30 protein-coding genes and 1 pseudogene are annotated in these 24904 nt (G+C 72.8%); 16 read left to right on the top strand and 15 right to left on the bottom strand.

The genetic code is table 11. The features are described from left to right. The first annotated feature begins 7 nt into the window (after positions 1 to 7). Entirely contained in the window at positions 8 to 1549 is a 1542-nt protein-coding gene (locus ACFPIJ_RS44270) for a DUF7402 domain-containing protein (RefSeq protein WP_380125073.1), read from the top strand. Positions 1550 to 1599: 50 nt separating this feature from the next. Here the strand turns inward: ACFPIJ_RS44270 and ACFPIJ_RS44265 are convergent, their stop codons facing one another. After that, on the bottom strand, positions 1600 to 2070 hold the full coding sequence (locus ACFPIJ_RS44265) for a hypothetical protein (protein WP_380125071.1): 471 nt from the start codon (positions 2068 to 2070) through the stop codon (positions 1600 to 1602). Positions 2071 to 2147: 77 nt separating this feature from the next. Here ACFPIJ_RS44265 and ACFPIJ_RS44260 point away from each other — a divergent pair, with 77 nt between their 5' ends. After that, a complete protein-coding gene (locus tag ACFPIJ_RS44260) occupies positions 2148 to 2837 on the top strand; it encodes a TetR/AcrR family transcriptional regulator C-terminal domain-containing protein (protein ID WP_380125069.1) in 690 nt (229 codons plus the stop codon). On the opposite strand, the gene ACFPIJ_RS44255 is transcribed toward ACFPIJ_RS44260, so the two are convergent. Next, entirely contained in the window at positions 2801 to 3358 is a 558-nt protein-coding gene (locus ACFPIJ_RS44255; protein WP_380125067.1) for a hypothetical protein, read from the bottom strand. The two genes, ACFPIJ_RS44260 and ACFPIJ_RS44255, sit on opposite strands and share 37 nt — an antisense overlap. A 252-nt stretch (positions 3359 to 3610) precedes the next feature. Between ACFPIJ_RS44255 and ACFPIJ_RS44250 the strand changes: the two genes are divergently transcribed. Beyond that, complete coding sequence (locus ACFPIJ_RS44250) at positions 3611 to 3931, top strand: hypothetical protein (RefSeq protein WP_380125065.1); 321 nt, start codon at positions 3611 to 3613, stop codon at positions 3929 to 3931. 42 nt (positions 3932 to 3973) lie between these two features. On the opposite strand, the gene ACFPIJ_RS44245 is transcribed toward ACFPIJ_RS44250, so the two are convergent. The 5 genes and pseudogenes from ACFPIJ_RS44245 to ACFPIJ_RS44225 form a co-directional block, all read right to left on the bottom strand. Continuing rightward, positions 3974 to 5086 carry a glycoside hydrolase family 130 protein gene (locus ACFPIJ_RS44245; protein ID WP_380125063.1) on the bottom strand — a complete coding sequence of 371 codons (1113 nt, stop codon included), beginning with the start codon at positions 5084 to 5086 and terminating at the stop codon, positions 3974 to 3976. A 114-nt stretch (positions 5087 to 5200) separates the two neighbouring features. Further along, positions 5201 to 6565 carry a tetratricopeptide repeat protein gene (locus ACFPIJ_RS44240; RefSeq protein WP_380125431.1) on the bottom strand — a complete coding sequence of 455 codons (1365 nt, stop codon included), beginning with the start codon at positions 6563 to 6565 and terminating at the stop codon, positions 5201 to 5203. Further along, positions 6535 to 7413, bottom strand: a complete 879-nt coding sequence (locus ACFPIJ_RS44235; RefSeq protein ID WP_380125061.1) for an AfsR/SARP family transcriptional regulator — start codon at positions 7411 to 7413, stop codon at positions 6535 to 6537. The genes ACFPIJ_RS44240 and ACFPIJ_RS44235 overlap by 31 nt, the downstream gene beginning before the upstream one ends. A 175-nt stretch (positions 7414 to 7588) precedes the next feature. Then, positions 7589 to 7759, bottom strand: a pseudogene (locus ACFPIJ_RS44230) (winged helix-turn-helix domain-containing protein); the annotation flags it as partial. 207 nt (positions 7760 to 7966) lie between these two features. Next, positions 7967 to 8815 carry an HAD hydrolase family protein gene (locus ACFPIJ_RS44225; RefSeq protein ID WP_380125059.1) on the bottom strand — a complete coding sequence of 283 codons (849 nt, stop codon included), beginning with the start codon at positions 8813 to 8815 and terminating at the stop codon, positions 7967 to 7969. A gap of 122 nt (positions 8816 to 8937) precedes the next feature. On the opposite strand from ACFPIJ_RS44225, the gene ACFPIJ_RS44220 reads away from it, so the two are divergent. Both ACFPIJ_RS44220 and gap read left to right on the top strand, forming a co-directional pair. After that, on the top strand, positions 8938 to 9876 hold the full coding sequence (locus ACFPIJ_RS44220) for a GlxA family transcriptional regulator (protein ID WP_380125057.1): 939 nt from the start codon (positions 8938 to 8940) through the stop codon (positions 9874 to 9876). 77 nt (positions 9877 to 9953) lie between these two features. After that, entirely contained in the window at positions 9954 to 10949 is a 996-nt protein-coding gene (gap, locus tag ACFPIJ_RS44215; protein WP_380125055.1) for a type I glyceraldehyde-3-phosphate dehydrogenase, read from the top strand. Positions 10950 to 11084: 135 nt separating this feature from the next. Here the strand turns inward: gap and ACFPIJ_RS44210 are convergent, their stop codons facing one another. From ACFPIJ_RS44210 to ACFPIJ_RS44195, 4 genes are all read right to left on the bottom strand, one after another. After that, positions 11085 to 12566, bottom strand: coding sequence for a beta-N-acetylhexosaminidase (locus tag ACFPIJ_RS44210; RefSeq protein ID WP_380125053.1), 1482 nt, complete (start codon positions 12564 to 12566; stop codon positions 11085 to 11087). A 91-nt stretch (positions 12567 to 12657) separates the two neighbouring features. Then, positions 12658 to 13395, bottom strand: coding sequence for an SDR family oxidoreductase (locus tag ACFPIJ_RS44205; protein WP_380125051.1), 738 nt, complete (start codon positions 13393 to 13395; stop codon positions 12658 to 12660). Positions 13396 to 13499: 104 nt separating this feature from the next. Next, complete coding sequence (locus ACFPIJ_RS44200; RefSeq protein WP_380125049.1) at positions 13500 to 14123, bottom strand: SGNH/GDSL hydrolase family protein; 624 nt, start codon at positions 14121 to 14123, stop codon at positions 13500 to 13502. A 98-nt stretch (positions 14124 to 14221) separates the two neighbouring features. Beyond that, positions 14222 to 14824 (bottom strand): hypothetical protein, encoded by a 603-nt coding sequence (locus ACFPIJ_RS44195; protein WP_380125048.1) that lies wholly within the window; start codon positions 14822 to 14824, stop codon positions 14222 to 14224. A gap of 133 nt (positions 14825 to 14957) precedes the next feature. On the opposite strand from ACFPIJ_RS44195, the gene ACFPIJ_RS44190 reads away from it, so the two are divergent. Then, positions 14958 to 15359 carry a DUF6855 family protein gene (locus ACFPIJ_RS44190; RefSeq protein ID WP_380125046.1) on the top strand — a complete coding sequence of 134 codons (402 nt, stop codon included), beginning with the start codon at positions 14958 to 14960 and terminating at the stop codon, positions 15357 to 15359. Positions 15360 to 15362: 3 nt separating this feature from the next. Here the strand turns inward: ACFPIJ_RS44190 and ACFPIJ_RS44185 are convergent, their stop codons facing one another. Next, positions 15363 to 16058, bottom strand: coding sequence for an alpha/beta hydrolase (locus tag ACFPIJ_RS44185; protein WP_380125044.1), 696 nt, complete (start codon positions 16056 to 16058; stop codon positions 15363 to 15365). A 29-nt stretch (positions 16059 to 16087) separates the two neighbouring features. Here ACFPIJ_RS44185 and ACFPIJ_RS44180 point away from each other — a divergent pair, with 29 nt between their 5' ends. From ACFPIJ_RS44180 to ACFPIJ_RS44145, 8 genes are all read left to right on the top strand, one after another. Next, positions 16088 to 17149, top strand: coding sequence for a DUF6183 family protein (locus tag ACFPIJ_RS44180; protein ID WP_380125042.1), 1062 nt, complete (start codon positions 16088 to 16090; stop codon positions 17147 to 17149). Between the two features lie 28 nt (positions 17150 to 17177). Further along, positions 17178 to 17717 (top strand): histidine phosphatase family protein, encoded by a 540-nt coding sequence (locus ACFPIJ_RS44175; protein ID WP_380125040.1) that lies wholly within the window; start codon positions 17178 to 17180, stop codon positions 17715 to 17717. A gap of 46 nt (positions 17718 to 17763) precedes the next feature. Further along, positions 17764 to 18195: a phage holin family protein gene (locus ACFPIJ_RS44170; protein WP_380125038.1), complete on the top strand. Its 432-nt coding sequence runs from the start codon at positions 17764 to 17766 to the stop codon at positions 18193 to 18195. Beyond that, the gene (locus ACFPIJ_RS44165) at positions 18195 to 18548 is read left to right on the top strand and encodes a DUF3618 domain-containing protein (protein ID WP_380125036.1); all 354 of its coding nucleotides are present in this window, start codon (positions 18195 to 18197) and stop codon (positions 18546 to 18548) included. Before ACFPIJ_RS44170 ends, ACFPIJ_RS44165 begins: the two co-directional genes overlap by 1 nt. Continuing rightward, positions 18545 to 18817 carry a DUF4235 domain-containing protein gene (locus ACFPIJ_RS44160; RefSeq protein ID WP_380125034.1) on the top strand — a complete coding sequence of 91 codons (273 nt, stop codon included), beginning with the start codon at positions 18545 to 18547 and terminating at the stop codon, positions 18815 to 18817. The genes ACFPIJ_RS44165 and ACFPIJ_RS44160 overlap by 4 nt, the downstream gene beginning before the upstream one ends. Positions 18818 to 19036: 219 nt before the next feature. Then, positions 19037 to 19981 carry an ornithine cyclodeaminase family protein gene (locus ACFPIJ_RS44155; protein WP_380125033.1) on the top strand — a complete coding sequence of 315 codons (945 nt, stop codon included), beginning with the start codon at positions 19037 to 19039 and terminating at the stop codon, positions 19979 to 19981. A 32-nt stretch (positions 19982 to 20013) separates the two neighbouring features. Continuing rightward, on the top strand, positions 20014 to 20697 hold the full coding sequence (locus tag ACFPIJ_RS44150) for an arsenate reductase/protein-tyrosine-phosphatase family protein (RefSeq protein WP_380125031.1): 684 nt from the start codon (positions 20014 to 20016) through the stop codon (positions 20695 to 20697). Positions 20698 to 20819: 122 nt separating this feature from the next. After that, the gene (locus tag ACFPIJ_RS44145) at positions 20820 to 21155 is read left to right on the top strand and encodes a nuclear transport factor 2 family protein (protein WP_380125029.1); all 336 of its coding nucleotides are present in this window, start codon (positions 20820 to 20822) and stop codon (positions 21153 to 21155) included. Positions 21156 to 21161: 6 nt separating this feature from the next. Here the strand turns inward: ACFPIJ_RS44145 and ACFPIJ_RS44140 are convergent, their stop codons facing one another. Both ACFPIJ_RS44140 and ACFPIJ_RS44135 read right to left on the bottom strand, forming a co-directional pair. After that, positions 21162 to 21803 carry a tetratricopeptide repeat protein gene (locus ACFPIJ_RS44140; RefSeq protein WP_380125027.1) on the bottom strand — a complete coding sequence of 214 codons (642 nt, stop codon included), beginning with the start codon at positions 21801 to 21803 and terminating at the stop codon, positions 21162 to 21164. Between the two features lie 58 nt (positions 21804 to 21861). Further along, on the bottom strand, positions 21862 to 22635 hold the full coding sequence (locus ACFPIJ_RS44135) for an SDR family oxidoreductase (RefSeq protein WP_380125025.1): 774 nt from the start codon (positions 22633 to 22635) through the stop codon (positions 21862 to 21864). A gap of 166 nt (positions 22636 to 22801) precedes the next feature. Between ACFPIJ_RS44135 and ACFPIJ_RS44130 the strand changes: the two genes are divergently transcribed. Continuing rightward, on the top strand, positions 22802 to 23203 hold the full coding sequence (locus ACFPIJ_RS44130) for a DUF6069 family protein (protein ID WP_380125023.1): 402 nt from the start codon (positions 22802 to 22804) through the stop codon (positions 23201 to 23203). A 23-nt stretch (positions 23204 to 23226) separates the two neighbouring features. On the opposite strand, the gene ACFPIJ_RS44125 is transcribed toward ACFPIJ_RS44130, so the two are convergent. Beyond that, positions 23227 to 24249, bottom strand: a complete 1023-nt coding sequence (locus tag ACFPIJ_RS44125) for an aldo/keto reductase (protein WP_380125021.1) — start codon at positions 24247 to 24249, stop codon at positions 23227 to 23229. Positions 24250 to 24345: 96 nt separating this feature from the next. Here ACFPIJ_RS44125 and ACFPIJ_RS44120 point away from each other — a divergent pair, with 96 nt between their 5' ends. Further along, positions 24346 to 24900 carry a TetR/AcrR family transcriptional regulator gene (locus tag ACFPIJ_RS44120; RefSeq protein WP_380125019.1) on the top strand — a complete coding sequence of 185 codons (555 nt, stop codon included), beginning with the start codon at positions 24346 to 24348 and terminating at the stop codon, positions 24898 to 24900. The last annotated feature ends 4 nt before the right edge of the window (positions 24901 to 24904 follow it).

Here is a 24904-nt window from a genome sequence, read left to right as displayed (position 1 = left end):
CTTCGCCATGCCCAGATCCGCCCGAGGCGGCACCACCCGGGTCGCCGTCGCGGTCACCGCCGTGGTCGCCGCCGCGCTCGGACTCCTCGGCTTCAACGCCTTCGCCGGCACCGCGCTCGCCGGTGACCGGGCCGTCCGCACCGTTCTCCCCGCCGGTCTCCCCGCCGGTCTCCCCGCCGGTCTCCCCGCCAACGATGCCGCCAAGGGCCTGGTCTACGACGGGCTGCAGCGCCGCCCGGCCGGCCCCTGCGGACCAAACCTGCTGGAGGTCAAGGGCACCAGCCCGGTCATGTGCACGCACGGCCCCGACGCGGCGCCCGCCGGGCTGTCCGTGAAGTCCGGCGTGCCGGCCCTCGCCGCCGCGGCGCCCGCCGCCCGGTCCCTGGCCGTGTGCGAGGGCGACGGGACCAGCGGCCGCCGGGTCGAGGTCCTGTACATCCACGGCTCGACCAGCCGCTACACGCAGTACCTGGAGACGTTCCGGACCCTCGCCGAGGGCGTCGACACGATCTTCAACGAGAGCGCCAAGGAGACCGGCGGCGAGCGGCACGTCCGGTACGTCACCGAGACCGTCAACGGCGCGTGCCGGCCGGTCGTGCGCAACGTGCAGATCGCCGACGCCGCGCTCAACGCCAACGACTGGGCGCCGCTGCTCAACGCCGTCAAGGCCGCCGGGTACACCAGGACGGACCGCAAGTACCTGCAGTTCGTCGACACAGACGTGTACTGCGGTATCGGCGGCCTGGCCGGCGACACCCGCAAGAGCGACGCGAACCGGTCCAACAGCGGGCCCGAGTACGCCCGCGCCGACAACGGCTGCTGGTCCGCCGGGGTCGCCGCGCACGAGCTCGGCCACACCCTCGGCGCCGTCAACAACAACGCGCCGAACGCGTCCGGCTACGGCCACTGCACCGACGAGTGGGACGTCATGTGTTACAAGGACGGCGACAACGTGGTCGTGCGGACCGTGTGCACGAACCGGTCCCACGACGACCGGCTCGACTGCAACCACGACGACTACTACAGCACCAACCCGCCGGCCGGGTCGTACCTGTCGCAGTACTACAACGTCGCGGACAACCTGTTCCTCATCAAGGGAACCGGGAATCCGCAGCCGGACAGCAACCTCGCGCGGTCGGCGGTCGCGTCGGCGTCCTACACCTCGGCGTGGGAGTCGGTCGCGGCGATCAACGACGGGATCGACCCGCCGTCGTCGAACGACACCGTGAACCCGCGGTGGGGCACCTGGCCGAACAGCGGCCAGCAGTGGGCCGAGCTGACCTGGCCGGCGGCCGTGTCCGTCCGGCGGGCGCAGGTGTACCTGTTCGACGACAACCAGGGCATCGACCTGCCGTCGAGCTGGAAGCTGCAGTACTGGACGGGCAGCGCCTACGCCGATGTGCCGGGCGCCAGTGGGTACCCGGTGACCGCCAACGCGTACATCACGGTCACCTTCACGCCGGTGAGCACCGCCCGGCTGCGGGTCGTGCTGCAGTCCAACGGCACGAACTCGGTCGGCCTGCTGGAGGTCAAGGCCTACGCGAGCTGACGGGTGCCGGTCCCGGGGGCGGGCGCAGCGATGCCCCCGGGACGCCGCGGTCACAGTCGCGCCGCCGCCAGGACGGCGCACACGCCGCCGGCGAGCATCAGGCCGTGCAGGATCATGTGCTCGAGGTTGGGCCGGGGCCGGTCGCCGATGCGGGGCAGGACGATCAGGGTCTGCGCGTAGGTGCGGGCGTGCAGCTCCGCCCAGGTGGTGCCGGTGCCGGCGGTCGCCCACGGCGCGGCGACGCCGATGAGGTACGGCATCCACCACAGCACCAGGCCACCGGCGGCGAAGAGCAGTTCCAGGGCGCCGGCGACGTATCCGAGCGCGGGCACGGACAGCACCGCCGCGAGCGCCAGCAGCACCGCGGGCAGCGTCATCATCGGCGCGTTGATCGCGACCTCGGTGCGCTGCTCTTCGCGTTTGGCGTCCCGGACGTTGTTCAGCGGGAACAGGTCGACGAGCGTGACGAGCAGGAAGTAGGCCACGGCGGCCAGGAGCAGGGTCAACGCGAGCGCGAGCATGGGTCCTCCACGATGGTCCGCCGGATGCTTACACCGTAAGCATCCCTGCCGCTGCTATCGTGGCTTACACCGTAAGCATGGTCAAGGGGGTTGCGTTGACGGATCGCCGCACCGGCGCCAAGGCGGGGCTGAGCCGCGAACGCGTCCTCGACGGCGCGCTGGAGTACCTCGACACCTACGGCCTGCCCGCGCTGTCGATGCGCAAGCTCGGCACGCACCTCGGCGTCGAGGCGATGTCGCTCTACCGGCACGTGCCGAACAAGGGCGCGCTGCTGGACGGGCTCGTCGACCGGGTCATGCAGCTCGCGTTCACCGGCCTGCAGGACCCACCGGCCGGCGCGTGGGTGCCGTGGATGCGGCAGTTCGCGCACGGCCTCCGGGCGGCGCTGCGCGCCCACCCCGGGGTGCTACCGCTGGCCGCGACCCGCCCGGTGAACTCCCCCGACGCGTTGCTGATGTCGGAGCGCTGGCTGGCCGCGATGCGCGCCGCCGGCCTGCCGCTGGGCATGGCGATGGACGTGATCAACGTGATCGCCACGTTCACCATCGGGCACACCCTCGCCGAGGTCGGCCAGACCCCCGGCCACGAGGGCACCGAACCGGACCTCGACCAGCACGCCGACGAGCTGGACCCGGCGCAGTTCCCCAACCTGACCGAGATCATCACCACCCGCGCGGGCCTCGACTTCGACACCCGCTTCACTTCTGCCGTCGACATCCTGCTGGACGGCTACGCCGCGCTCTCCAGACCCGGTGCGGTCTCGTAGGTCATGAACGTCTGCGAGTCGGCGGCCTCGCTGCGGACCTTGCCGCCGGAGATCCGGCGCAGCCACGTGCCGATCGCCCGGTCCAGCCGGTAGGCCTCGATGTTGTGGCGGCAGATGTCCAGTGAGATCACGCCCTCGTGCTCCTCGGCGTGGCGGTACATCGCCTCGATGAGCTTGACGAACACCCCGTGCTCGTGGCCCGGGACGGCGACGAAGCCGCAGTACCAGATGCGGTTGTCGGCGTAGTGCGCGGGCCAGCGGCGGGCGAAGTACTCCGGCGAGATGAGCGGCCAGGCGCTGAGCTGGTTGGTATAGGTGGCGAGCCCGAGCATGACGCCGTCGTCGGAGTAGGCGAGCCACTTCTCGATCCGGCGATCGGTCATCACGTCGTCGAACTCGGTTCTGTACATCAGATGGCGCTGCACGGTGAGCGCGTTGAGGTGGCGGAACGCGACGCAGTACAGCTGCCACGCCCGTTCGAGCTGCTCATCGACCAGATCCAGGCGGACGTCAATCTTCATCTGACCCTCCCCGAATTACTTTCGGTAAGGACTCCGTCAACAGACTGTACGTACGCATCGACGGGTACGACAATCCGCAAAAACCCCGCCATACGGGAGGCCTGAACGGCGTGCTCAGCACTCGGAGTCTTGTACTCCATGCAGGTCACGGTCCGCCCGGGCGGGCGGAAGCCCCGGCAGCACCGCCGGGGCGCTCCCGGTGCACCCGGCAACCTGCATGTTCCACCGAGGCGACGGCGGTATGGTCGATGGGTGTCCCCCCTGACGCAGATCCTGATCTACCTGCTCGCCGTGGTGATCCTCGCCGCGGTGGTCGTCAGGGTCCGAAGGACGTCGCAGCAGCAGGGCTACCGGTTCGGGCGGGACGTGATCGTGCGGTGCCGCGACGGGCACCTGTTCATGACGACGTGGATCCCGATGATGTCGTTCAAGGCGATCCGGCTCGGCCTGGTGCGCTTGCAGTACTGCCCGGTGGGCGAGCACCTCACCGCCGTGCGGCTGATGCGCGACGACGACCTGACGCCCGCCGAGCGCCTGGCGGCCGGCCGTCACCACGACAACGGCGTCCCGTAGTCAGCACAGCGGGCATCGACGTCCCGGCCGGCGTCGACGCGGTCACAGGGAGTACAGCAGCCTGCCGGTCAGCGGGTCCTGGCCGTAGCGCAGGCACAACTCCGCCAGCACGTCCTCGTGGGTCACGGCCACGTTCATGACCGTGTCATTGCCGGCGTAGTAGACGACGATCGTGCCGGTGTCCTCGCGGACCAGTCCGCAGGAGAAGACCACGTTCGGCACGTGGACGTAGTCGGTGTCGGGGACCCGGCAGTCGGCGCGCGACGGGAACAGGATCGGGATGCTGGAAACGCGCACCACGCTCGGGTCGTCGAGATCGTGCAGGGCGACGCCGAGCACGTACGGGTTGCCGTCCATCGTCGTGCGCACGCCGTGGAAGACGTTGAGCCAGCCGTGCGGCGTGCGCACCGGCGGCGCGCCCGGCCCGATCTTGTCGGAGAAGGCGCTCGGTCCCGCTCCCGTGCGCATCACCGGCTCGTCGGCGACCTCCCACGGCCCGGTCCGGAAGTCGTCGGTGTATCCGATCCTGACCTGCGTGTACGCGCCGCCGGTGTCGCCCGGGCTGACGTCGTTGGGCCGGAACAGCCCGACGTAGCGCCCGCCGATCCGCTCCGGGAACACGACCACGTTGCGCATGTCCCGGTCGAGCATCGGGCCGTGCCTGGTGAACGTGACGAGGTCGTCGGTGAGGGCGAGCGACACGCGCACCCGATTGCGGATCCCGGCATGGTAGGCGCTGTACGTGACCGCGAACGTGTCCTCGACGGGGTTGATCCGGGCGTCCTCGACGCCGCCGGACTCGACCTCGACGAGGTGCTGCCAGTCGACGCCGTCGACACACCGGTCGCTTTCGGTCGCCGGCGACAACACCGGCCGCGGGTGCACCGTCCAGTCCGTCACGCCGTCGGCGCTGGTGGCGAGCCCGAGCACGCTGATCCCGCAGCGCAGGTGCGACCGGAACAGCAGCGCGGTCCGGCCGGCGAGCGTCGCCGCGCCCGCGTTGTGCACGGTGACCACCTGGAGGTGCGGCTCGCGCCAGACGGCGTTGACCTGCCGCGCGGTGAGGACCGGATTGGCCGGGTGACGCAGGACCGGCCGGTCGATCGAGACCGTCCCGGTCGTCGCATCGGCGAAGCGTACGTTGCGCGTCGTCACAGCGCTCACCGTCGCACACGGGCGGCCGTCCCGGATCACCATTCGAGGGCGACCTCACCGGGACCCAATGCAAGCACCGCTAGGACGCCGCCCACTCCTGTCGCTGCCGGCGTCCTAGCGGTGCTGGCCGAGCAGTGCTGCGAGCTCCTCGAGGTCGGCTTGCAGGAACTCGGGTCCGCCGTCCTGGAATGTGCCCATCAGCTCGACGGCGCGGTCGAATGCCCGCCGCGCCCCCGCCACGTCACCCGTCGACAGCAGCAGCTTCGACAGGTCCCGGAGCGCCGAGACCTGCAGCGGTCCCTGCGCCAACACGCCGCCCAGCCGGACCGCCGTGGTGTATTCCGCGATCGCCTCGTTGACTCGGCCCATGCCCGCAAGGCTCCGCGCGAGTAGGTGCCGGATCACCGGTTCGTCGGTCCGCTGGTCGAGGTCGCGGCAGATGTCGAGCGCCTGCCGCGACGCGTGTACCGCCTCCTCGAACCGCTGAAGCTCGGTGAGCGACTGACCTGTACCGGCGAGGCTGCGGCACAGATGCGCCTCGCCGATCGCGTCACCGTGCTCGCGGGCGGCCTGCAGCGCCAGACGGACGACGTCCTCCCAGTCGCGGAGGAGGCCCGCACTCTCCAGGTACTGCGGCAAGGCCAGGGCCAGCCGCCAAGGGGCGACACCGTGGTCGCCCTCGGCCGCGACGTGGACGGCCTCGAACAGCGCGTCGCGGTGCCGATCGAACCAGCCGTGGGCGTTGTCCAGTGAGCCCTGCCGCTCGGCGACGACGCCGTCCGGCGGAGGTAGCGGCGGCTCGATCCGGAAGTGGCTCTTCAGCTCGGACTGGGCATGCAGCGCGCTGTGCAGGTAATGCTGCAGGAGTCGGCTCACGGCCGCCGCCCGCTCGGCGGGGAGTTCGGTTTCCCGGAACAGCTCCTCCGCGTACGCCTTGACCAGGACGTGTGAGGTGAACCAGCCGTGGTCGTCCTCTGTCACGAGCGCGGCCTCCGCCAGCTCCATGAGGGCCTCGCGGGTGCGTCGCGGCTCCCACGCCGACAGGCTCGTGGCCGCCTCGGCCGTGATCCCCGGGGTCAGCGCGACCGACAGCAACCGGAACAGCCGGGCCGCGTCGGGACTCAGCTGGAGGTACGACCACGCAAACGTCGCACGCGGGTCCCGCACACCCCGCCCGCCGGGGAACGCCGCCAGCCGGTGGGCGTCGTCGCGCAGCTCCGCGACGACCGACGCCAGCGACAGTCGCGGCCGGGCGCTGAGCCGGGCGCCCAGGATCGCCAGTGCCAGTGGCAGCCGCCCGCACAGCTCGACGATCGCGTCGAGGGACTCGGCGTTGCCGCCGGTGACCCGGTCGGTGTGGGCGAGCCGCCGTTCGAGCATCGTGCGGGCGACCTGCCGGTCGGGCAGGTCGACCCGGATGAGGCGGGCGCCGCCGAGGGCGGCCAGGCCTACCTGCGGGAGGCGGCTGGTGACCAGCACCAGGCTTCCGGCCGAGCCCGGCAGCAGCGGTCGGACCTGCGACTGGTCGCGGACGTTGTCGAGAGCACCAGGATCCGCTTCCCGGCCGTGCGGCTGCGGTAGGTGCCCACCAGCGCCTCCAGCGACTCCGGGGCGTCCGCACCGCGCAGCCCCAGTGCGTAGAGCAGGGAGCGCAGGGCTTCGACGACCGGGACGCCCTCGCCGTCGTCCTCGTGGCCCTGCAGGTCCAGGTACAGCTGGCCGTCGGTGAACGTCTGGGCGACGCGGTGCGCGAAGTGCGCGGCGAGCGTCGACTTGCCCACGCCGCCCATGCCGTCCATCGCGATCACCAGGGGGCCGGTCCGGTCGGTCGTCGCGGCCACGAGGTCGTCGAGCATCGCCAGTTCCGCCCGCCGTCCCACGAACAGCGGGAGATCGGGCGGCAGCTGGGCCGGGACAGGAACGGTGGGCGGCAGCTCGGCCGGGACGACAACGGTGGGCACGGTGGGCGGCAACTCGACCGGGGTCAGCACCCGCAGGTACGTCTCGCGCAGCTCGCGTCCCGGGTCGACACCGAGCTCGTCGGCGAGACGTGCACGAATCGACTGGTACATCGCCAGCGCTTCGGCCTGACGATCGGCGTCGGCGAGCGCCGCGATTAGTCCCGCGTGCACGGGTTCGTGGAGCGGGAACATGCCCGCAGCCAGTCGCAGCGGCGCGAGCACCTCGCCCGGACGGCCTTCGGCCACCGCGATACCGGCGGCGTCGACCGCCGCGTCGGCGAACTGGCTGTCGATGCCGGTGAAGACGGCCGCAGCAGCTGCGTTGTCCGCCAGGCCGCCGCCCGCCGGACCCTGACACAGCTGCAAGGCCCTCGCCGTAGCGATCGAGCGCCTCACCCGTCCGCCCAGCGGCGGCCGCCGCTTTCGCCGTCGTGACCAACTGGCCGAAGGCGGCCAGGTCGAGCACATCGGGACCGGCCGTCAGCCGGTAGCCGTTGCCCTGGTGGGCCAGGTACGACCCGGACGACCGCGGCGCCACGTCGGGTTCCAACACGCGGCGTAGTGCACCGATGTACTTGTGGATGATGTTCACCGCGGTCGCCGGCGGGTCCGTCACCCAGATCAGGTCGACGAGCTCGCCCAGTCCGACCGGCCGGCCGTGCTGCGCCAGCAGTAGTGCCAGCAGAGCCCGCTGCTGCGGGGGGGCCGGCATCGACTTCGACATCACCCCGCCATACCCGTAACGGGCCCATGACCTGCAAGCGCAACCGGACCACCATCAGACACCCAGCCGGTCGCAGTGGTAGACCAGGGCGGCCATCACGTCGACCTCCAATCCGCGCCGACCCACGCGGTGCGCCACGTCGATACGGTAATGGTGCTCAAGATCGCAAGACAATGCGCCCGGCCGCCGGCTTTGCTACGGCACGCCGTCGTCGTGGGCGGCGGTCGCGGCGATCCAGCGGGCCACGCCGTCGTCGGTGTTGGCGCCGATCACCCGGGTGGCGGCCGCGCGGACCTCGGGCGCGGCGTTCGCGACCGCCAGCGCGGTGTCGGCGACCGCGAACATCGGCAGGTCGTTGAGCTGGTCCCCGAAGCACGTCACCGTTGCCGCGACGACTTCGGCCTTCAACGCGGCGACCGCGGCGGCCTTGGTGCAGGCGGTCAGTTCCAGCCACCACTGCCCGGCCGCGTAAATGTCCTCGGCGAGGACGAAGTGGCAGCCGTCCGGCGCGGCCGGGAGCTGTTCGAAGAGTTCCTGCAACGGCTGCCGGTCGCCGATCAGGGAGACGTAGAACACCGCTGCGACATCGATGTCCGCCCGGGCGGACAGGGGCAGCAGCCGGGGGTCGCCGGATCGGGTGCGCAGGTAGTTCGCCACTCCGGGCGTGACCCGGTCGGCCAGCCAGCAGGCCCGGTCCCGGCCCTCCCGGATGGCGTACACGATCGGCTGCACGAGCCGGGAACCGTCGGTCAGCCGGAACATCTCCTCGACCAACGCGGCCGGCAGGAACCGCGCCTGACGTGCCCGACCGGTCACCGGGTCGACGACGATCGCGCCGCCGTACGTCATCACCGGAAGCCGCAGCCGCAACGGCGCGGTCACGCGGGCGGCCGAGGCGTAGGACCGGGCTGTCGCGTAGGTGAACAGGCCACCGTCGGCGATGTAGTCGTTGATCACGCCGACCGTGAACGCGCTCAGGGTCTCGTCCGGTCGCAGGAGCGTGCCATCCAGGTCGGAGACCAGCAGCGCCCCCGGTCCTGACATGTGCGGACCTTAGCAGCCCTCGGCGCGGTTGACCTTGGACAATCTGACTGCCTGGGACCAGTCAGATTGTCCAAGGTCAACCGCGAGCTGGCGTGATCCTTGCGATCGGTACCATTCTGGCCATGAATCATCGGGTGGCGGTGCTCGTGCTGGACGGCGCGAAGCCGCTCGACGTGGGCATTCCCGCGCAGGTGTTCGCAAGCCGGCCGACCATGCCCTACGAGGTGTCCGTGTGCGGCGCCGCGCCGGGGCTGGTGGCCGGCGGTGACGGGCTGTCGTATCACGTGGCCGAGGGGGTCGAGGCGTTCGAGCACGCCGACACGATCTTCATCCCCGGCTACCGGCGGCCGGCCACCACCGAGCCGCCGGCCGCGGTCGTCGACGCGCTGCGGGCCGCGCACCGGCGCGGCACCCGGCTCGCGGCGATCTCGACGGGCGCGTTCGCACTCGCCGCGACCGGCCTGCTGGACGGCAAGCGCGCCACCACCCACTGGCACTACACGAGGGACCTCGCCGGGAAGCACCCGCTGGTGCGGGTCGACGAGAACGTGCTGTTCGTGGACGAGGGCGATGTGCTGACCTCGGCCGGCGCGGCGTCCGGCATCGACCTGTGCCTGCACCTGGTGCGGCGGGATCATGGGGTCGGACTGTCCAACATCGTGGCGCGGCGGCTGGTCGCGGCGCCCTACCGCAGCGGCGGTCAGGCCCAGTACGTGCCGCGCAGCGTCCCCGAACCGCTCGGTGACGTCTTCGCCGGCACCCGCGAGTGGGCCCTGGCCCGGCTGGACGGGCCGCTCACCCTGGAGACGCTGGCCCGTCATGCCCGGGTGTCGGCGCGCACGTTCTCGCGGCGGTTCGTGGAGGACACCGGATACACCCCGATGCAGTGGGTGCTGCGCGCCCGCGTCGACCTCGCCCGCGAACTGCTGGAGGTCACCGACCTCGGGGTGGAGCAGGTCGCCGCCCGGGTCGGTCTCGGCACGGCCGCCAACCTGCGCCTGCATTTCCAGCGCATCCTCGGCACCTCGCCGACGGAGTACCGCAACACGTTCTCTTCTTGATCTTGGTGGCGAGATCCTTGCGCATGGTGGCTCTCAAGCCACTTTCGGGAAGGAGACGCGGCGCCGACGATCGGTGCATGACTCGCATCGCCATCAACGGATTCGGACGCATCGGGCGCAACACCCTGCGAGCCCTGCTGCAGCGCGACAGCAAGCTCGAGGTCGTGGCGCTCAACGACCTGGCCCCCGCCGAGACCCTCGCCCACCTGCTCAAGTACGACAGCACGCTGGGACGCTTCGGACGCCCGGTCGGCGCCGACGGGGCCGATCTCACGGTCGACGGGCGCCGCATCCGCGTGTACGCCGAGCGTGACCCCGCCGCCCTGCCCTGGGCCGAGCTCGACGTCGACATCGTGCTGGAGTCCACCGGCCGCTTCACCGCCGCCAAGGCCGCCCGGGCCCACCTGGACGCCGGCGCCCGGCGGGTGCTGGTGAGCGCTCCGTCCGACGGCGCCGACGTCACGCTGGCCTTCGGCGTCAACACCGACGCGTACGACCCGGACCGGCACCTCATCGTCTCCAACGCGTCGTGCACGACCAACGCGCTGGCGCCGCTGGCGTCGGTGCTGGACGACCTGGCCGTCATCGAACACGGCTTCATGACCACGGTGCACGCCTACACGCAGGAACAGAACCTGCAGGACGGACCGCACCGCGACCTGCGCCGGGCCCGCGCCGCCGCGGTGAACATCGCACCCACGACGACCGGTGCCGCCAAGGCGATCGGCAAGGTGCTGCCGCGGCTGGACGGCAAGCTCGACGGCGACTCGATCCGCGTGCCGGTGCCGGTGGGCTCGCTGGTGGAGCTGAACACCACGGTCGCCCGCGCCGTGAGCCGCAACGACGTGCTGGCGGCGTACCGTGCGGCGGCCGGCGGGGGGCTGCACGGCATCCTCGAGTACACCGACGATCCGCTGGTCTCCAGCGACATCACCGGCAACCCGGCCTCGGCCGTCTTCGACGCCGCGCTCACCCGCGTCGCCGGCCGGCACGTCAAGGTGGTCGCCTGGTACGACAACGAATGGGGTTTCGCCAACCGGGTCATCGACACGCTTGAGTTGATGGCCGGTTAAGGCCGGTAGTGGTGGATCGCGGCGAGCACCGTGTCGGCGTCGGTGTCGGTGAACCTCGTGCCGAGGTGCAGGCCGGTCCGGTGCGCGGCCGGCCAGGTGAACGGGTCGTCGAGGCCGGTCGCGCCGGGGTGGGCATCAGCTGCTCCACGGGATCTGCGGTGAGCGGTAGAAGTTGACCTGCTGCGCCTCCCAGCGGGGGCCGTGCGTGGCGAGCCGCCGGGCGAAGGCGTCCCAGTCGTGGGTGCTCCACGGCGACCAGGCCACCTCGGCAAGGGCGGCGAGCCGCGGGAACGCCATGTATTCGACGTCGGCGTAGGAGTTCAGGGTCTCCGACCACAGTGGAGCTTCGACGCCGAGCACCGCCGGCTCACCGACGCCGTCCATGTAGGTGCCCGGGTCCCAGTCGTAGCTGTCGGCGACCTCGATGTAGCCGGCCCACTCGTAGCCGATGGGCGTGCTGAGGTCGTACTTCATGTCGAGGTACACCCGGTGCGCCGGGGACAGCAGGACCCGGTGGCCGCGGGCGACGGCGGCGGCCATCAGCGGGTCGCTGCGCTCCCGGCCCCAGTACTGCGGGATCGCCGAGACGGGCAGGTCCGGCGAGCGGAGCAGCTCGTGCCAGCCGATGACCGTCTTGCCGTGCCGGGCGACCATGGGCAGGACCCGGTCGATGAACGCGAGGCGGCCCTCCTCCGGGGTCGCGTGCGTCTCGTCGGTGCCCAGGTGCAGGTAGTCGCCGGGGGTGAGCGCGGCGACCTCACGCAGCACGTCGTCGACGAACCGGTAGGTGAGCTCCTTGTCGGTGGCGAGGGAGCTGAACCCGGTCGCGTTGCCCTGGGCGGTGAACAGCGGCGGCGCCACCCCGCCGGCGTTGAGTTCGGGGTACGAGGCGAGCGCCGCCGTGGTGTGCCCGGGCACGTCGATCTCGGGGATGACGGTGATGTGCCGGCCCGCCGCGTAGGCGACCAGGTCCTGGTACTGCTCCTGGGTGTAGTAACCGCCGGGGCCGCCGCCGACCTGGGTGCTGCCGCCATAGGTGGCCAGCCGCGGCCAGCTGCGGATCTCGAGGCGCCAGCTCTGGTCGTCGGTGAGGTGCAGGTGCAGCACGTTGAGCTTGTACCGGGCGATCTGGTCGATGAACCGCTTGACCTCGGCGACGGTGTAGAAGTGCCGGGACACGTCCAGCATCGTGCCGCGGTGCGCGAACCGCGGCCGGTCGTGGATCTCCCCACCGGCGACGGTCCACGGGCCCGAGGCGGCCGGGAGCAGCTGCCGCAGTGTCTGGACCCCGGCGAACAGTCCCGCCGGTGTGGTGGCGCGCAGCGTCACCTGGCGGTTCGTGACGCTCAGCCGGTACCCCTCCGGATGCCCGACAGCGGGGTCCAGGACGAGCGTGATCGCGCCGTCGGGTGCGGCTCCTTCGGCAACGACCGGAACCGGGTGGCCGGTGAGGGCGCGCAGCTCCCCGGCCAGCAGCTCCGCGACGGGCGCCGAAGCCTCGGCGGCGTGCACCGCGGTCGCCCCGGAGACGGCGAAGTCGGCGGCGGGGTCGGCGCGCGCGTGGACGGGTGCCGGGATCAGCGCGTCCATTCTGGACGGTTGGGTCGGATCGAGCACCGTTGCCTCCCCAAGGTCTGCGGTCCCACACGGTATCGCAGATCCGCCGGCGTCGATCCACATAATCGTGGCGATCGGCGTCGGCGAGGCGTCAGCCGCTGGGGAGGAGTTGCTGGCCGCCGTCGATGTCGTACGTGCCGCCGGTGAGCGCGTCGTTCACCATGAGGTGCACGGCGAGGGCGGCGACGTCGGCCGGTTGGACCACGCGCCGGATGGGCAGCGTGTCGCGCAGCTGTGCGCGGCGGCTGTCGAGGTCGTCGCCGAGCAGCCGCGCGGACAGTGGCGTGTCGACGAAGCCGGCGGCGATGAGGTTGACCCTGATCGGGGCGATCTCGAGGGCGAGGTTGGCGGTCACGGCGGGCAGCGCGGCGGTGCCCATCGCCGCGAACAGCAGCCCGGGCGCCGGGCGGCGGGCGCCGGTGCCGCCCATGAACAGCAGCGTGCCGCCGGGCCGGACCCGGCCGAGGGCGTGCCGGGCAACGGCGATCGGCAACCACAGGTGCTCGTCCGAGGTGCGGCGCGCCGCCGCCAGGTCCACGTCGGCGAGCCGGCCGTAGTAGGGCCGGCCGGCGGTGACCAGGACGTGATCGACGGTGCGCGGCAGTCGCTCGAAGAAGCCTTCGAGCGCGACCGCGTCGGTGGCGTCGAACGCCCCGGTGTGCCGGGCGCCGACCTCGGTCGCGGCGCGGGCCAGGCGGTCCGGGTCGCGGGCGGCGAGGATCAGGTCGGCGCCCTCGGCACGGGCGCGGCGGGCCGTCTCGAGGCCGATGCCGGCGCTGCCGCCGATGACGACGACCACCTGCCCCGCCAGCGTCCCGGAGCCGCTCATGCCGTGGCTTCCCCTCCCGCTCGGCTGCAGTCGTCCGCCTCCGATCGTCGAGGGGGTCAGCCGGTCACCGCATCGCCCGGAAGAGGCGACCCACCGCGTGTGCCTCAGCCGGTGATGACGCGGAGGAACGCGTCGGCGATGACCGCGTGGCCGGGCAGGTCGGGGTGGACCCGGTCGTCGGCCCACAGCGTCGGCGGCGACACCGCGAGGACGTCGTCGAACGCCCGCTGCGTCGTCACGTGCGGTGCGCCGAGTTCCGATGCCAGTCCGGCCACCACGGCGGCGTACCGGTCGCTCTCGGCGCGCTGCGGGTCGGCGCGGTCGGGTTCGATGAGGTACGGGTCGGCGAGCACCAGCCGGCACCCGGTCGCGTCGACCGCCCGGCGCAGCAGGGTGCGCAGCGTGGCCTCGTACTCGTCCAGCGGCACGGCCTGGTCGGGCTGGCCGGCGAACGCCCGCCACACGTCGTTGATGCCGATCATCACGAACAGCCAGTCGGGGCGTTCGCCGACGGCGTCACGCTCCCACCGGGCCGCCAGGTCGCGCACGGTGTCGCCGCCGACGCCGCGGTTGACCCAGGTCAGTGGGGTGGCCGGGAAGCGGGCCGTGACGAGCGCACGGACCAGGTTCATGTACCCGTCGCCGTACGGCGCGCGCACGTCCCGCCGCCCGCAGTCGGTGATGCTGTCGCCGATGAAGACGATGCGTTGGTCAGCCTCGAAGATCACCGATCCATGGTCTCACCACCGCCGTTGCGTTCCGTGGCGGTTGGTCGGCCCGGCGGTCGATCGCGGTGGTTCGGGGCAGGGTCGGATGCGGCCGGCTGTCAATCCTCGAAGGTCAGACCATATGGCGCGCCGAACTGGTTCAGCAGCTCCTGGTCGGCGAAGACGGCAAAGAACCCGTACCCGTCCGGCGGCGATTGCACCTGGCACCACTCTGCTGGCGAGCCATCGGCCGTCAACTCCCGAATGTGGGTGGCGAAGATCAGTTGCGCCTCCAAGCCTTCGTCGTCGTCCACGTGTGGGATCGTCCACTCGTGGGGTGCCCCGTTGCAGAGAAATTGCAGCAGGTGGTCGTCCGCGTCGTTGACGAGTGTCACGTCGGTGATGGTGATCAGGCCGCCGGTGGCGTCGGCGATGGAGCGGAGCTCGTCCTCGTACGCCTCCACGCCGTCCTCGCAGGCGTACCGCAGTGTCTTGTGGTCCATGCCGTATGTCATGCCCAGACCGCTGAGCAATCCCAATGCCCCGTTCCAGGTGGGCCGGCCGAAGTAGCCGAGCGTCCTGGCGAGGGCCTCACGGGTCACATGCTCCGCAACTGCATCTGCGGTCACCAGCCCGAGCTCGATGAGCCTGCCGACCGCCTGCCGGACGCCGATCTCGTCCGATTCGTCAACCATCGCACGACGATAGATCAATGTGCCCACCTCCATCACCCGCCCCGGTTGGGCACGGTGATCGCGCCGGGTGAGGCTCGGGTGAGGCGATCCGGCGCACCGACGGGTGCATCTCGCCCGTTCGACGCGCCGGCCCGGGCCGCGGCGGCCTACAGTTCGCCTCATGGCCACCGGTTCGAAGGACGACCCGTGGGTGCTGCGCACCCCACCCGGTTCGTCGCAGTACACGATGCACCGGGACGAGGCCGCCGACCCGCCGGCGCTGGTCTGCCAGGTCAGCAGCACCCGGCTCACCTACCGGCTGCGGGCGATCGAGGACCTGCACGGGTGGCTGACGGCGCAGGGCGACTGGGTCCCGCTCGGTGCCGCCGACGAGAACAAGCCCGCCGCCGAGGGCACCGTCGAGGCGTGGGGACGCGCCGCCGACAACCCGGTGGGCGGCTGGTACGGGCTGCGCAAGGGCTACCGCGGACGGTTCGGCATGTACCTGCCGCCGCTGCTGGAGGAGCTCGGCCTGGCGGAGCTGACCCACGAGGCCCGCAACAACCGGATCCGCGCCCGCTGAGCGTCACCAGCGGCCGGTCATCGCGACCAGCCGGGCGGCGACCGTCTCCGGGTCCACGAGCTGGTGCAGGTGCAGGCCGGGCACGTGCGCGACGGCCCAGCCGCGGTCGCGGGCCTCCCGCGCCGCCGGCTCGTAGTGCTCGCTGAACCGCAGGTATCCGCACGGCCCGCTGTCCCAGCCAGCCGGGACGGGGACCTGCTGGTCGTAGTAGGTCAGCGGCAGGCGCGGCTGCTCGGCCTCCACGGCCCGCCGGGTCTCCGGATCCGGGAACAGCGGCCCGGGGTCCTCGTCCCACCAGGCGGACCACTGCGGCAGCCGGCCGTCGACGACCCTGGGCAGCAGCCGGTCGAGGAGGCCCGGCGCGACGACCCGCGTCGGGCCGGTGCGGGCCGGCAACGCCCCGTCGACGATCACGCTGCCGGCGACCACCCTTCTGGTCCCCCGCAGGGCCTCGACGATCACCGGCACGAAGTAGCCGGCGTTGCTGTGCGCCACCACGACCAGCGGCGCGCCGGACGGCAGCCCGGCCCCGGCGACCCGCGCGCTGATCTGCGGCCAGAACGGCGGGTGCCCGTCCGTCGCCCCGAGCAGCGACGGCACCACCGCGGTCCGCTGCAGGGCCCGCAACGTCGCGGCCACCGGCGCCCACGTCAGCGGCCCGACGAGCGGGCTGTGCACCAGTACGAACGCGGCATCCATCCGTGCATTGTGCTGGTTAGAGTCGCGGCATGGACGACAGTCCCGAGGCCGTCGCGGCCCGGCTCGAAGGCATGGACCGCGTGCAGGACGTGTGGGCGCTCGCCGAGCGGCGGCTCACCGCCGGCGACGCCGCGTTCGTCGCGGATCTCGGGATCGCGATGTGGCAGCGGTACGGCCGGCAGCCCGTGCCGCCGTGGCAGTACCACAGCGCGTTCGACCGGATGCTGCGGCTGCTGACACTGCAGACCCCGGCGGTCGACGAGGCGCTGCGGCTGATCTCGGTGACCCTGGACCCGCGCCGGGTCCGGTTCGCGGCCGCCCTGCTCGCCTCGGCGCACACCCCCGCGGACCTCGCCCCGGTCCTGGACGGCGCCGGGTCCGACGAGCTGCGCGCCTGCGTGCTGCACGAGCTGGTGGTGCGCGGCGCGGAGGTCCAGCACCGGCCGGTCGGACAGCATCCGCTGCACTGGCTGCCGCGGTCGCTGACGCCCCTCGAGGGCCGGCCCGAGCTGCCGTTCTACAGCATCAACGGCCGCAGCCACGGCACCGCCGGTATCACCGTCCCACCCGCTCCCGGCGACGGTCCGGCGGTCCCGGCCCGGGAAACCACCACGGACGCCGACGCCGCCGCGCTCGGCGCCGCGGTGGCGAACTGGGCGGACTGGTCCAACGGGCGCGTCGAGGCGCGGACGTTCGCGCTCGACGGCGACCTGCACCCGGACGCGGTCGGCGCCACCCTGCTCGGCCTCGGCCTGGAAAGTGTCCCCGGCCTGCGGCAGCAACCCGGCCCGTGCACGGCACACCAGGCCTGGCGGCAGCTGTTCCTCGCGGCGTCCACCGGCGGCGCGTACAACGCCGGCGACTTCGGCGCGTACGGCAGGCTCTTCGCCTGGCGTTCGGTCGCCGCGCTCGCGGGCGCCCCGTCGGACGCGTCACCGGCCGGCGTCGAGTCCGTGGCCCGGGCCGCGTCGTGGCACTCCTTCGCCGGCGCCACCGACTGGTTCGACGATGTCGCCTGGGACGTCGGGCTGGCGGTCGTGTCGCCGGACGGGCGCCGCCTCGCCGTCCTGGCCGCCAGCGACACCGACTGACCCGCCGCATCCTCGGTAGGATCGCACGGTGTCGATCGAGATCGTGTACGAGACGCACGCGCTGACCGAGGACAACGAGCGGGGCTTCGCGACCGGGTGGCTGCCCGGCCGGCTCAGTGAGCAGGGTAGGCGGAACGCGGCCGACATGGGGCGGCGGCGGCGGGACGACGGCATCGCCGCGGTGTTCACGTCGGATCTGTGGCGGGCCGTGGAGACGGCGCAGATCGCGTTCGGCGACAGCGGCATCCCGGTCCTGCACGACTGGCGGCTGCGGGAGTGCGACTTCGGCACGCGCAACGGCTCGCCGGCGCCCGACGTGAAGCGGGACCGCCTCGAGTACGTCGACCGCCCGTACCCCGGCGGCGAGAGCCACAGCCAGGCGCTCGACCGCGTCGCCGGGCTCCTCGCGGACCTGCCGAGCCGGTGGGACGGGCGGCGGGTCCTGCTCATCGGGCATCTCGCCACCTACCGGGCCCTGGAGCGGATGCGCACCGGGCTCAGCGTGCACGAGCTGGTGGCCGCGGACTTCGAGTGGCAGCCGGAGGGGTGGGAGTACCGGCTCGGGTGAGGTCCGCGCGTTTGGCGGTGGGCGGGTGCGGGCACCTTGGCGGCAAATGTCGAAGGAGGTGGCTGCCGTGCCATCCGGACAAGCATCCGACGCGTCCACCGGTGAGCTGGTGAGCCGGGTCGCCGAGCAGCTCTCGACGCTGGTGCGGGACGAGCTCGCGCTCGCCAAGGTGGAGCTGGTCGAGAAGGGCAGGCACGCCGGCCTCGGCGGCGGCCTGTTCGGCGGCGCGGCGGCGCTCGGCCTGTATGGGCTCGGCCTGGCGCTCGCCCTCGCGGTCGTGGCGCTGGACCTGGTCTGGCCGCTGTGGCTGGCGCTGCTGGTCGTGACCGTGGTCGTGTTCGCCGCGGCCGGCGTCGCGGCGCTGCTCGGCCGGCGGCAGTTCGCCGCCGCCACCCCGCTGGCGCCGAGCGGCACGCTCGCCAGCGTCAATCAGGACGTGGACGCGGTCAAGGCCGCCGTCCGGGAAGGACGGTCGTGATGCCGGCGGACACCCCGACGGACCCGGAGTTGTTACGGGCCGAGATCGCACGCACCCGCGCCGAGCTCGGCGACACCGTCGAGGCCCTGGCCGCGAAGGTGGACGTGAAGGCGCGGGCGAAGGAGGCCGCCGGGCAGGCCGCCGACCAGGTGAAGGCGCAGGTCGGCGCGGCCCGGGACCAGGCCGTCCAGCTCGCCGGCACCGCGGCGGCGAAGGTCGGCGAGGCGGCCGGCACGGTTTCGGCGGCTGCGGCGGGGACGGTGCGACGGCGGCCGGTGCCGCTGGCGGCGATCGCCCTGGCGGCCGTGTTCATCGGAGTGGTCGTCGTCGTGGTGCGCAGGAGGCGGGTATGAGCCGCATCGTGGGGAAGCTCGCGTACAAGCCGGTCGGGCTGCTGCTCGGCGCCGGCGCCGGTCTCGCGGCCGGGCTGATCTTCAAGCAGGTGTGGAAGGTCATCGGCGACGACCGGGACGCCCCGAACGCCACCGACGAGGACCGCGGCTGGACCGAGATCCTGATCGCGGCGGCCTTGCAGGGCGCGATCTTCGCCGCCGTGAAGGCGGCCGTGGACCGCGGCGGCGCCGTCGGGGTCCGCAAGGCCACCGGCCGCTGGCCGACCTGAGCACGTCCACCGGCGGGCGCCACCGGTCGGTGGCACCCGCCGGCATTCCACGGCCCAAACCGGCATTCCACGGCGACCGCCGGTGCTTGCCGGTGCTTGCCGGTGCTTGCCGGTGCTTGCCGGTGCGAGAATCGGCGGGTGGACCCGCTGCGCGTTTCGACGAAGTGAGCACGCCCACCGGACCGGTGCGCACCCGCTCGGGCCCGGGTTGGTGCGGCGATGAACGCGCCGAGGTTCCTGGACGCCGCCGCGGTCCGTGCCGCCTGCGATCCGGCCCGCGCGGTGGAGGCGGTCACCGCCGCGCTCGCGGGCGGGCTCGACCCGGCCGCCGACCCGGCCCGCCAGGCCGTGCCGCTGCGCTCCGGCCAGTTCCTGCTGATGCCGTCCGAGGGCGGCGCACACGCCGGCATCAAGGTCGCCACCGTCGCGCCCGGCAACCCCGGCCGCGGGCTGCCCCGGGTGCAGGCGTCCTACCTGGTCTTCGACGCCGTCACGCTGGGCCTGGTCGCCGTGCTGGACGGCACCGCCCTCACGACGCTGCGCACCCCCGCGGTGTCGGTCGCGGCCGTCGCCTCCCGGCTCCAGGCCGGCACCGGTCCGGTGGCGGTCGCGGTGTTCGGCGCCGGTCCCCAGGCGCACGGCCACGTCGCCACCCTCGCCGCGGTGCTGACCCCGTTCCGGCCGCTCGGCCCGGTCACGCAGCTGGTCCGCGATCCGGCCCGGGCCGCGCCGATCGGCGGCGCCGCGGTCGTCGCCGTCGACGACCCGCGGACCGGTGACGTCCTGCGCGGTGCCGACGTCGTCGTGTGCGCCACGTCGGCGCGGACCCCGCTGTTCGACGCCGACCTGATCGGCGGTGCCGCCGTCGTCGTCGCGGTCGGCTCGCACGAGCCCGACGCCCGGGAGCTGCCCGGCGCGCTGCTCGCCCGCGGCACCGTCGTGGTCGAGGACGTGGCCACCGCCCTGCGCGAGGCCGGCGACGTGTGCCTGGCCGTGGACGAGCAGGCGCTGCGGGTCGCGGACCTGGTCCCGATGCGTGACCTCGTCACCGGCCGCGCCCGTCCGGACCCGGACCGGCCACTGGTCTTCAAGAGCGTCGGCATGGCGTGGGAGGACCTGGTCGTCGCCGAGGCCGTCCTGCGCCCGTCCGGCGGGCCCTCTTGACGCCCGCAGCCCGCTCACCCAGCATCTCCTCAGTGAACGTCGAGCCTTCCACAGTGGAGCGGCGGGCCCGGATCCACGCCGCCCTCGGCGACCCGGCGCGCCTCGCCGTCGTCGACACGCTCACCCTCGGCGACGCCTCGCCCGGCGAGATCGCCCGCGCCCTCGGCCTGCCCACCAACCTCGTCGCGCACCACGTGAAGGTCCTGCACGAGGCCGGGCTCCTGGTGCGGGTCCGCTCCGAGGGCGACCGCCGCCGCACCTACCTGCGCCTCGAGCCCGGCGCCCTGGCCTCGCTCGCCGCGCCCACCCTGTCGCAGGTGCCGCGCGTCGTGTTCGTCTGCACGCACAACTCCGCCCGTTCCCAGCTCGCCGCCGCCATCTGGACGGACCGGGCCCGGATCCCCGCCGCGTCGGCCGGCACCCACCCGGCGGCGCGCGTGCACCCGCGGGCCGTGGCGGTCGCCCGCCGGCACGGGCTGCGCATCACCGCGACCGGCACCGCTCACGTCGCCGACGTCGTGCACGACACCGACCTCGTCGTCGCCGTCTGCGACAACGCGCACGAGGACCTCACCCAGGGGGTCCGGCCCCGGCTGCACTGGTCGGTGCCGGCGCCCGCGGACACCGACGCCGCATTCGAAGCCACCTTCGCCGACCTCGCCGGCCGCATCGACCGCCTCGCCCCGGCCGTCGAGCCACCGGCACCCGACCGGTGAAGACCCGGCCCGGCCGGACCTCGACGCCGTCCGCCGGACCCGTGCCGCGCTGCCCGCGGGGCGCTGCCGGCATCGACGGTCCGCTACGTTCGCGGTACCACCACCGAAACGGGGACACCTCAATGACCGACGAACCGGTCCGCGCCGTCGCGCGGTACTTCGACATGTGGAACACCGGCGACACCACGGTCGCCGAGCAGATCCTGCACCCCGACTGGGTCGACCACGCGCACCCAGAGGTCACCGGACCCGCCGGGGTGCGGCAGTCCGTCCAGGCGATCCGCGCCGCCCGCCCGGGCCTGCGGTTCCAGCTGACCAGCGTGCTCGGCGACGAGAAGCTCGTCGCCGCGGTGGGCTCGGTCGGGCAACCGCAGGGCGACTCCCCCGGGCAGCTCGTCTGGCTGGTCCGCTTCACCGACGGCCTGATGGCCGAGATGTGGACCTACCACCAGCGCTGAGCCCGCCTACAGGTGGGCGCCGGCCTCCTCGACCTGGCGCACGACGGCGTGCGCCCCGCTCGCGCCGGCGATGGCGCCCGCCTCCTCCAGCAACGTCACCGCGTCGTCGCGGCGGCCCTGCGCCGCCGCGACGTACGCCAGCCCGACCAGGTTCGCGGCCACCCCGGGCAGCAGCCCGATCTCACGCCGCAGCCGCGTCGACTCCTCCAGGCGCTCCCGCGCCGCGTCGAGCCGCCCGGCCGTATGGTCCGCGTAGCCCAGGTGCCGCAACGCGTAGGACATCGTGAGCTTGTCACCGGCCCGCACCGCCAGTGCGTGCGACCGTTCCAGCACCGGCACCGCGGTGCCGTCGTCCTGCCGCGACATCTGGTGGTAGGTGCCGACCCAGAACAGCGCCTCGCCCTCGCCCCGCACGTCGCCGAGGCGCTGGTACAACTCGGCGGCGCGCTCGAACGACGCCAGCTCGGCCGGGTTCTCGGTCCGCCGCTCCCGCGCCCGCGCCTGCATCACCCGGCCGCGCGCCACGGCAAGGTCCGCCTCGACCGCGTCCAGGTCCCGCTCCACGCCGTCCAGCGCGTCGACGTCACCGGCGAAGACCGCCTGGTGGCACGCCTGCCTGGCCCGTTCGATCCGATCTTCCGTTCCCATCCCGCCCCGATCCCCCGAACTCAGTCCGACAGCGTGCTCCATCAGCCGATGCTGCCCGTCAGGCCGAGCCGCCGTTGCTCATCAGCAGCTGGCCGTTGATCCACTGCCCGCGCGGTGAGCACAGGAACTCCACGAGGTCGGCGGTGTCCTGCGGGGTGCCGAGCCGGCCGAGCGGTGTCTGCCGGAGGCAGGCGGCCCGGACCTCGTCGGTCATCCAGCCGGTGTCGATCGGGCCGGGGTTGATGACGTTCGCCGTGACGCCGAGGTGCGCCAGTTCGTGCGCGGCGGCCAGGGTGATGCGGTCCAGTGCCCCCTTGCTCGCCCCGTACGGCAGGTTGCCGACGGTGTGGTCGCTGGTCAGCGCGATGATCCGCCCGGTGCCGTGCGGGCCCTGGAAGCGCCGTCCGTATTCGCGGATCAGCAGCCAGGACGCCCGGGCGTTGACGGCGAAGTGCCGGTCGAAGCTCTCCACGGTGGTGTCCAGCAGGCCGGAGTCGACCGACTCGGCGTGGCACATGACGAGCGCGGTGACCGGGCCCAGCCGGTCTTCCGCCGCGTCGAAGACGGCGGCCGGGGTGGCGGCGTCGGCGAGGTCCGCCTCGATCGCCGCGCTGCGCCCGTCGAGCGTGGCGCTGATGGCCTCGGTCGCGCCGGCTTCGGGGCCCCAGCTCATGCGCTCGTCATACGGGTGCCAGTAGGAGAAGGCGATGTCCCAGCCGGCCGCCGCCAGCCGGCGCGCGATCCCGGCGCCGATCCCGATCGTGCGGCCGACCCCGGTGACGAGCGCCACCGGTCGGGAGGTCAGAGACGGATCTTGCGCATCGACGGTCACGACCACCGAGACTACCGCGGTCCGGATCTTGGATGTGCCCCGGCGCACGCCGGCCCGGTGTCGGTCTGAATCTTCTCGCCGGGCCTGTCGATCGCGGCAGAGGCCCGTTCGACCTTGCGGTGAGGAACCGGGACAAGGGCCGGTTCACACCGCATCGGAGGACGTCATGACCACCACCACCGTTCAGGTGCCCGCGATCCGTTCGCTGCTGCTGGCCGGTGTCGCGGCCGCGGCCGTGGCCAGCGTCGCCACCACCGCCGTCGCGGCCGCCGGGCACGCGGCCGGGATCAGCCTCGACATGGCCGGCGAGCCCATCCCGGTGCTCGGGTTCGCCATGCTGACCGCCGTCTTCTCGCTCATCGGCCTGGGCATCGCCGCGCTGCTGCGCCGTTTCGCCCGGCACCCGCGCGTCGCGTTCGTCCGGGTCACCGTGGCGCTGACGGCGCTGTCGCTGGTGCCGGACGCCATCGCCGACGCGGCGACGTCCACCAAGGCGCTGCTGATGCTGACGCACCTGATCGCCGCGGCGATCGTCATCCCCGTGGTAGCCCGGCGGCTGTCCGCCTGAACACCGATCGCCGCCGCCTGAGTTCAGGCGGCGGAGCGGTCGGTGGCCGGGCGGCGCCGCAGGTTCGGGTCGAGCAGCGGCGGGGGCAGGTAGGCCTGGTCGAGGGTGCCGACGTCGGTGCCCGGCGGGACGATCTCGTCGATGCGGTCCAGGACGTCGTCGCCGAGTGCGACGTCGACGCCGCCGAGCAGGTCGTCGAGCTGTGCTTCGGTGCGGGCGCCCAGCAGCGCGCTGGTCACGCCGGGGTGCGCGATGGTGAACGCCATGGCGAGGTGGGTCAGCGGCAGGCCCGCCTCGGCGGCCACGGGGATGAGCTGTTCGACGACGTCGAGCCGGCGCTCGTCGTTGAGGTGCTGGAAGAAGCGGGCGCGGCTCAGGTCGTTCGGCCCGCCCTTGCGGACGCGGCCGGTGAGCAGGCCCTGGCCGAGCGGTCCCCAGACGACGGCGCCCATGCCGTAGCGCTGGATGTTCGGCAGCACCTCGCGTTCGATGCCGCGGTTCAGGATGGAGTACGGCGGCTGCTCGGTCCGGAACCGTTCCAGGCCACGGCGTTGCGCGACCCACTGCGCCCCGACGATGTCGGACGCGGGGGTCTGTGAGGAGCCGATCGCCCGGACCTTGCCGCTGTGGACGAGGTCGGTGAGCGCCGACAGCGTCTCCTCGATGTCGGTGTCCGGGTCGGGGCGGTGGATCTGGTACAGGTCGATGTAGTCGGTCTGCAGCCGGCGCAGCGAGTGCTCGACCGCGGTCATGATCCAGCGCCGGGAGGCGCCCTGCTGGTTGGGGTCCTGGCCCATCGGGCGGCTGAACTTGGTCGCGAGCACGACGTCGTCGCGGCGTCCCTTCAGGGCCGCGCCGACGACCTCCTCCGAGTCGCCGTAGGCGTCGGCGGTGTCGATGAAGTTGATGCCGGCGTCGAGGGCCTTGTGCAGGACCCGGGCCGAGTCGGCCGGGTCGGCGTTGCCGACGGACGTGGCGAACATGAGCGTGCCGAGCGCGTACGGGCTGACCTTGATCCCGGTCCGGCCCAGTGTGCGGTACCGCATGCGTTCCTCCTGCTGTAGCGTGACGGCTAAACGGAAAGCTCTTCCGGAAACTATACGGAAAGGCTTTCCGTTTCGGCAAGCACGCGGAGGACGCCCGTGAAGGAGACCCGACGCGCCGACGCGCAGCGCAACCTCGACGCGCTGCTCGAGGCGACGAAGACCGTGTTCGCCAGGTCCGGGGTGAACGCGCCGGCGAAGGAGATCACCGACCTCGCCGGGGTCGGGGTCGGGACGCTGTACCGGCACTTCCCGCAGCGCTCGGACCTCGTCATCGCCGTCCTGGGCCGCGAGATCGAGGCCTGCGCGGAGGCGGGTCCGGTGCTGAGCGCCGCCAATCCACCGGCGGTGGCGCTCGCGACGTGGATCCAGCGGTACGCCGAACTCGTGGCGACCAAGGTGGGCCTCGCCTCCGCCCTGCACGCCGCGGACGGCGCCCACGAGGCCCTGGCCCAGCACGTCTACCAGCGCGTGGGCCCGGTCCTCGACACCCTCCTGGAGGCCGCGGCGGCCGACGGGATCCGCGCCGACGTCAGCGCCCGCACCGTCCTGCACGGGGTCGGGCTGCTGTGTCAGCCCGTGCCGGGCGAGGGCCCCGAGTACAGCCGGCGCCTGGTCGACATCTTCGTCGACGGCCTGCGCACCACCGCCTGAACCG

The organism is Dactylosporangium cerinum (assembly GCF_042653625.1).
Classification (GTDB): Bacteria; Actinomycetota; Actinomycetes; order Mycobacteriales; family Micromonosporaceae; genus Dactylosporangium; species Dactylosporangium cerinum.
This window is presented reverse-complemented; position numbering and strand designations above follow the sequence as displayed.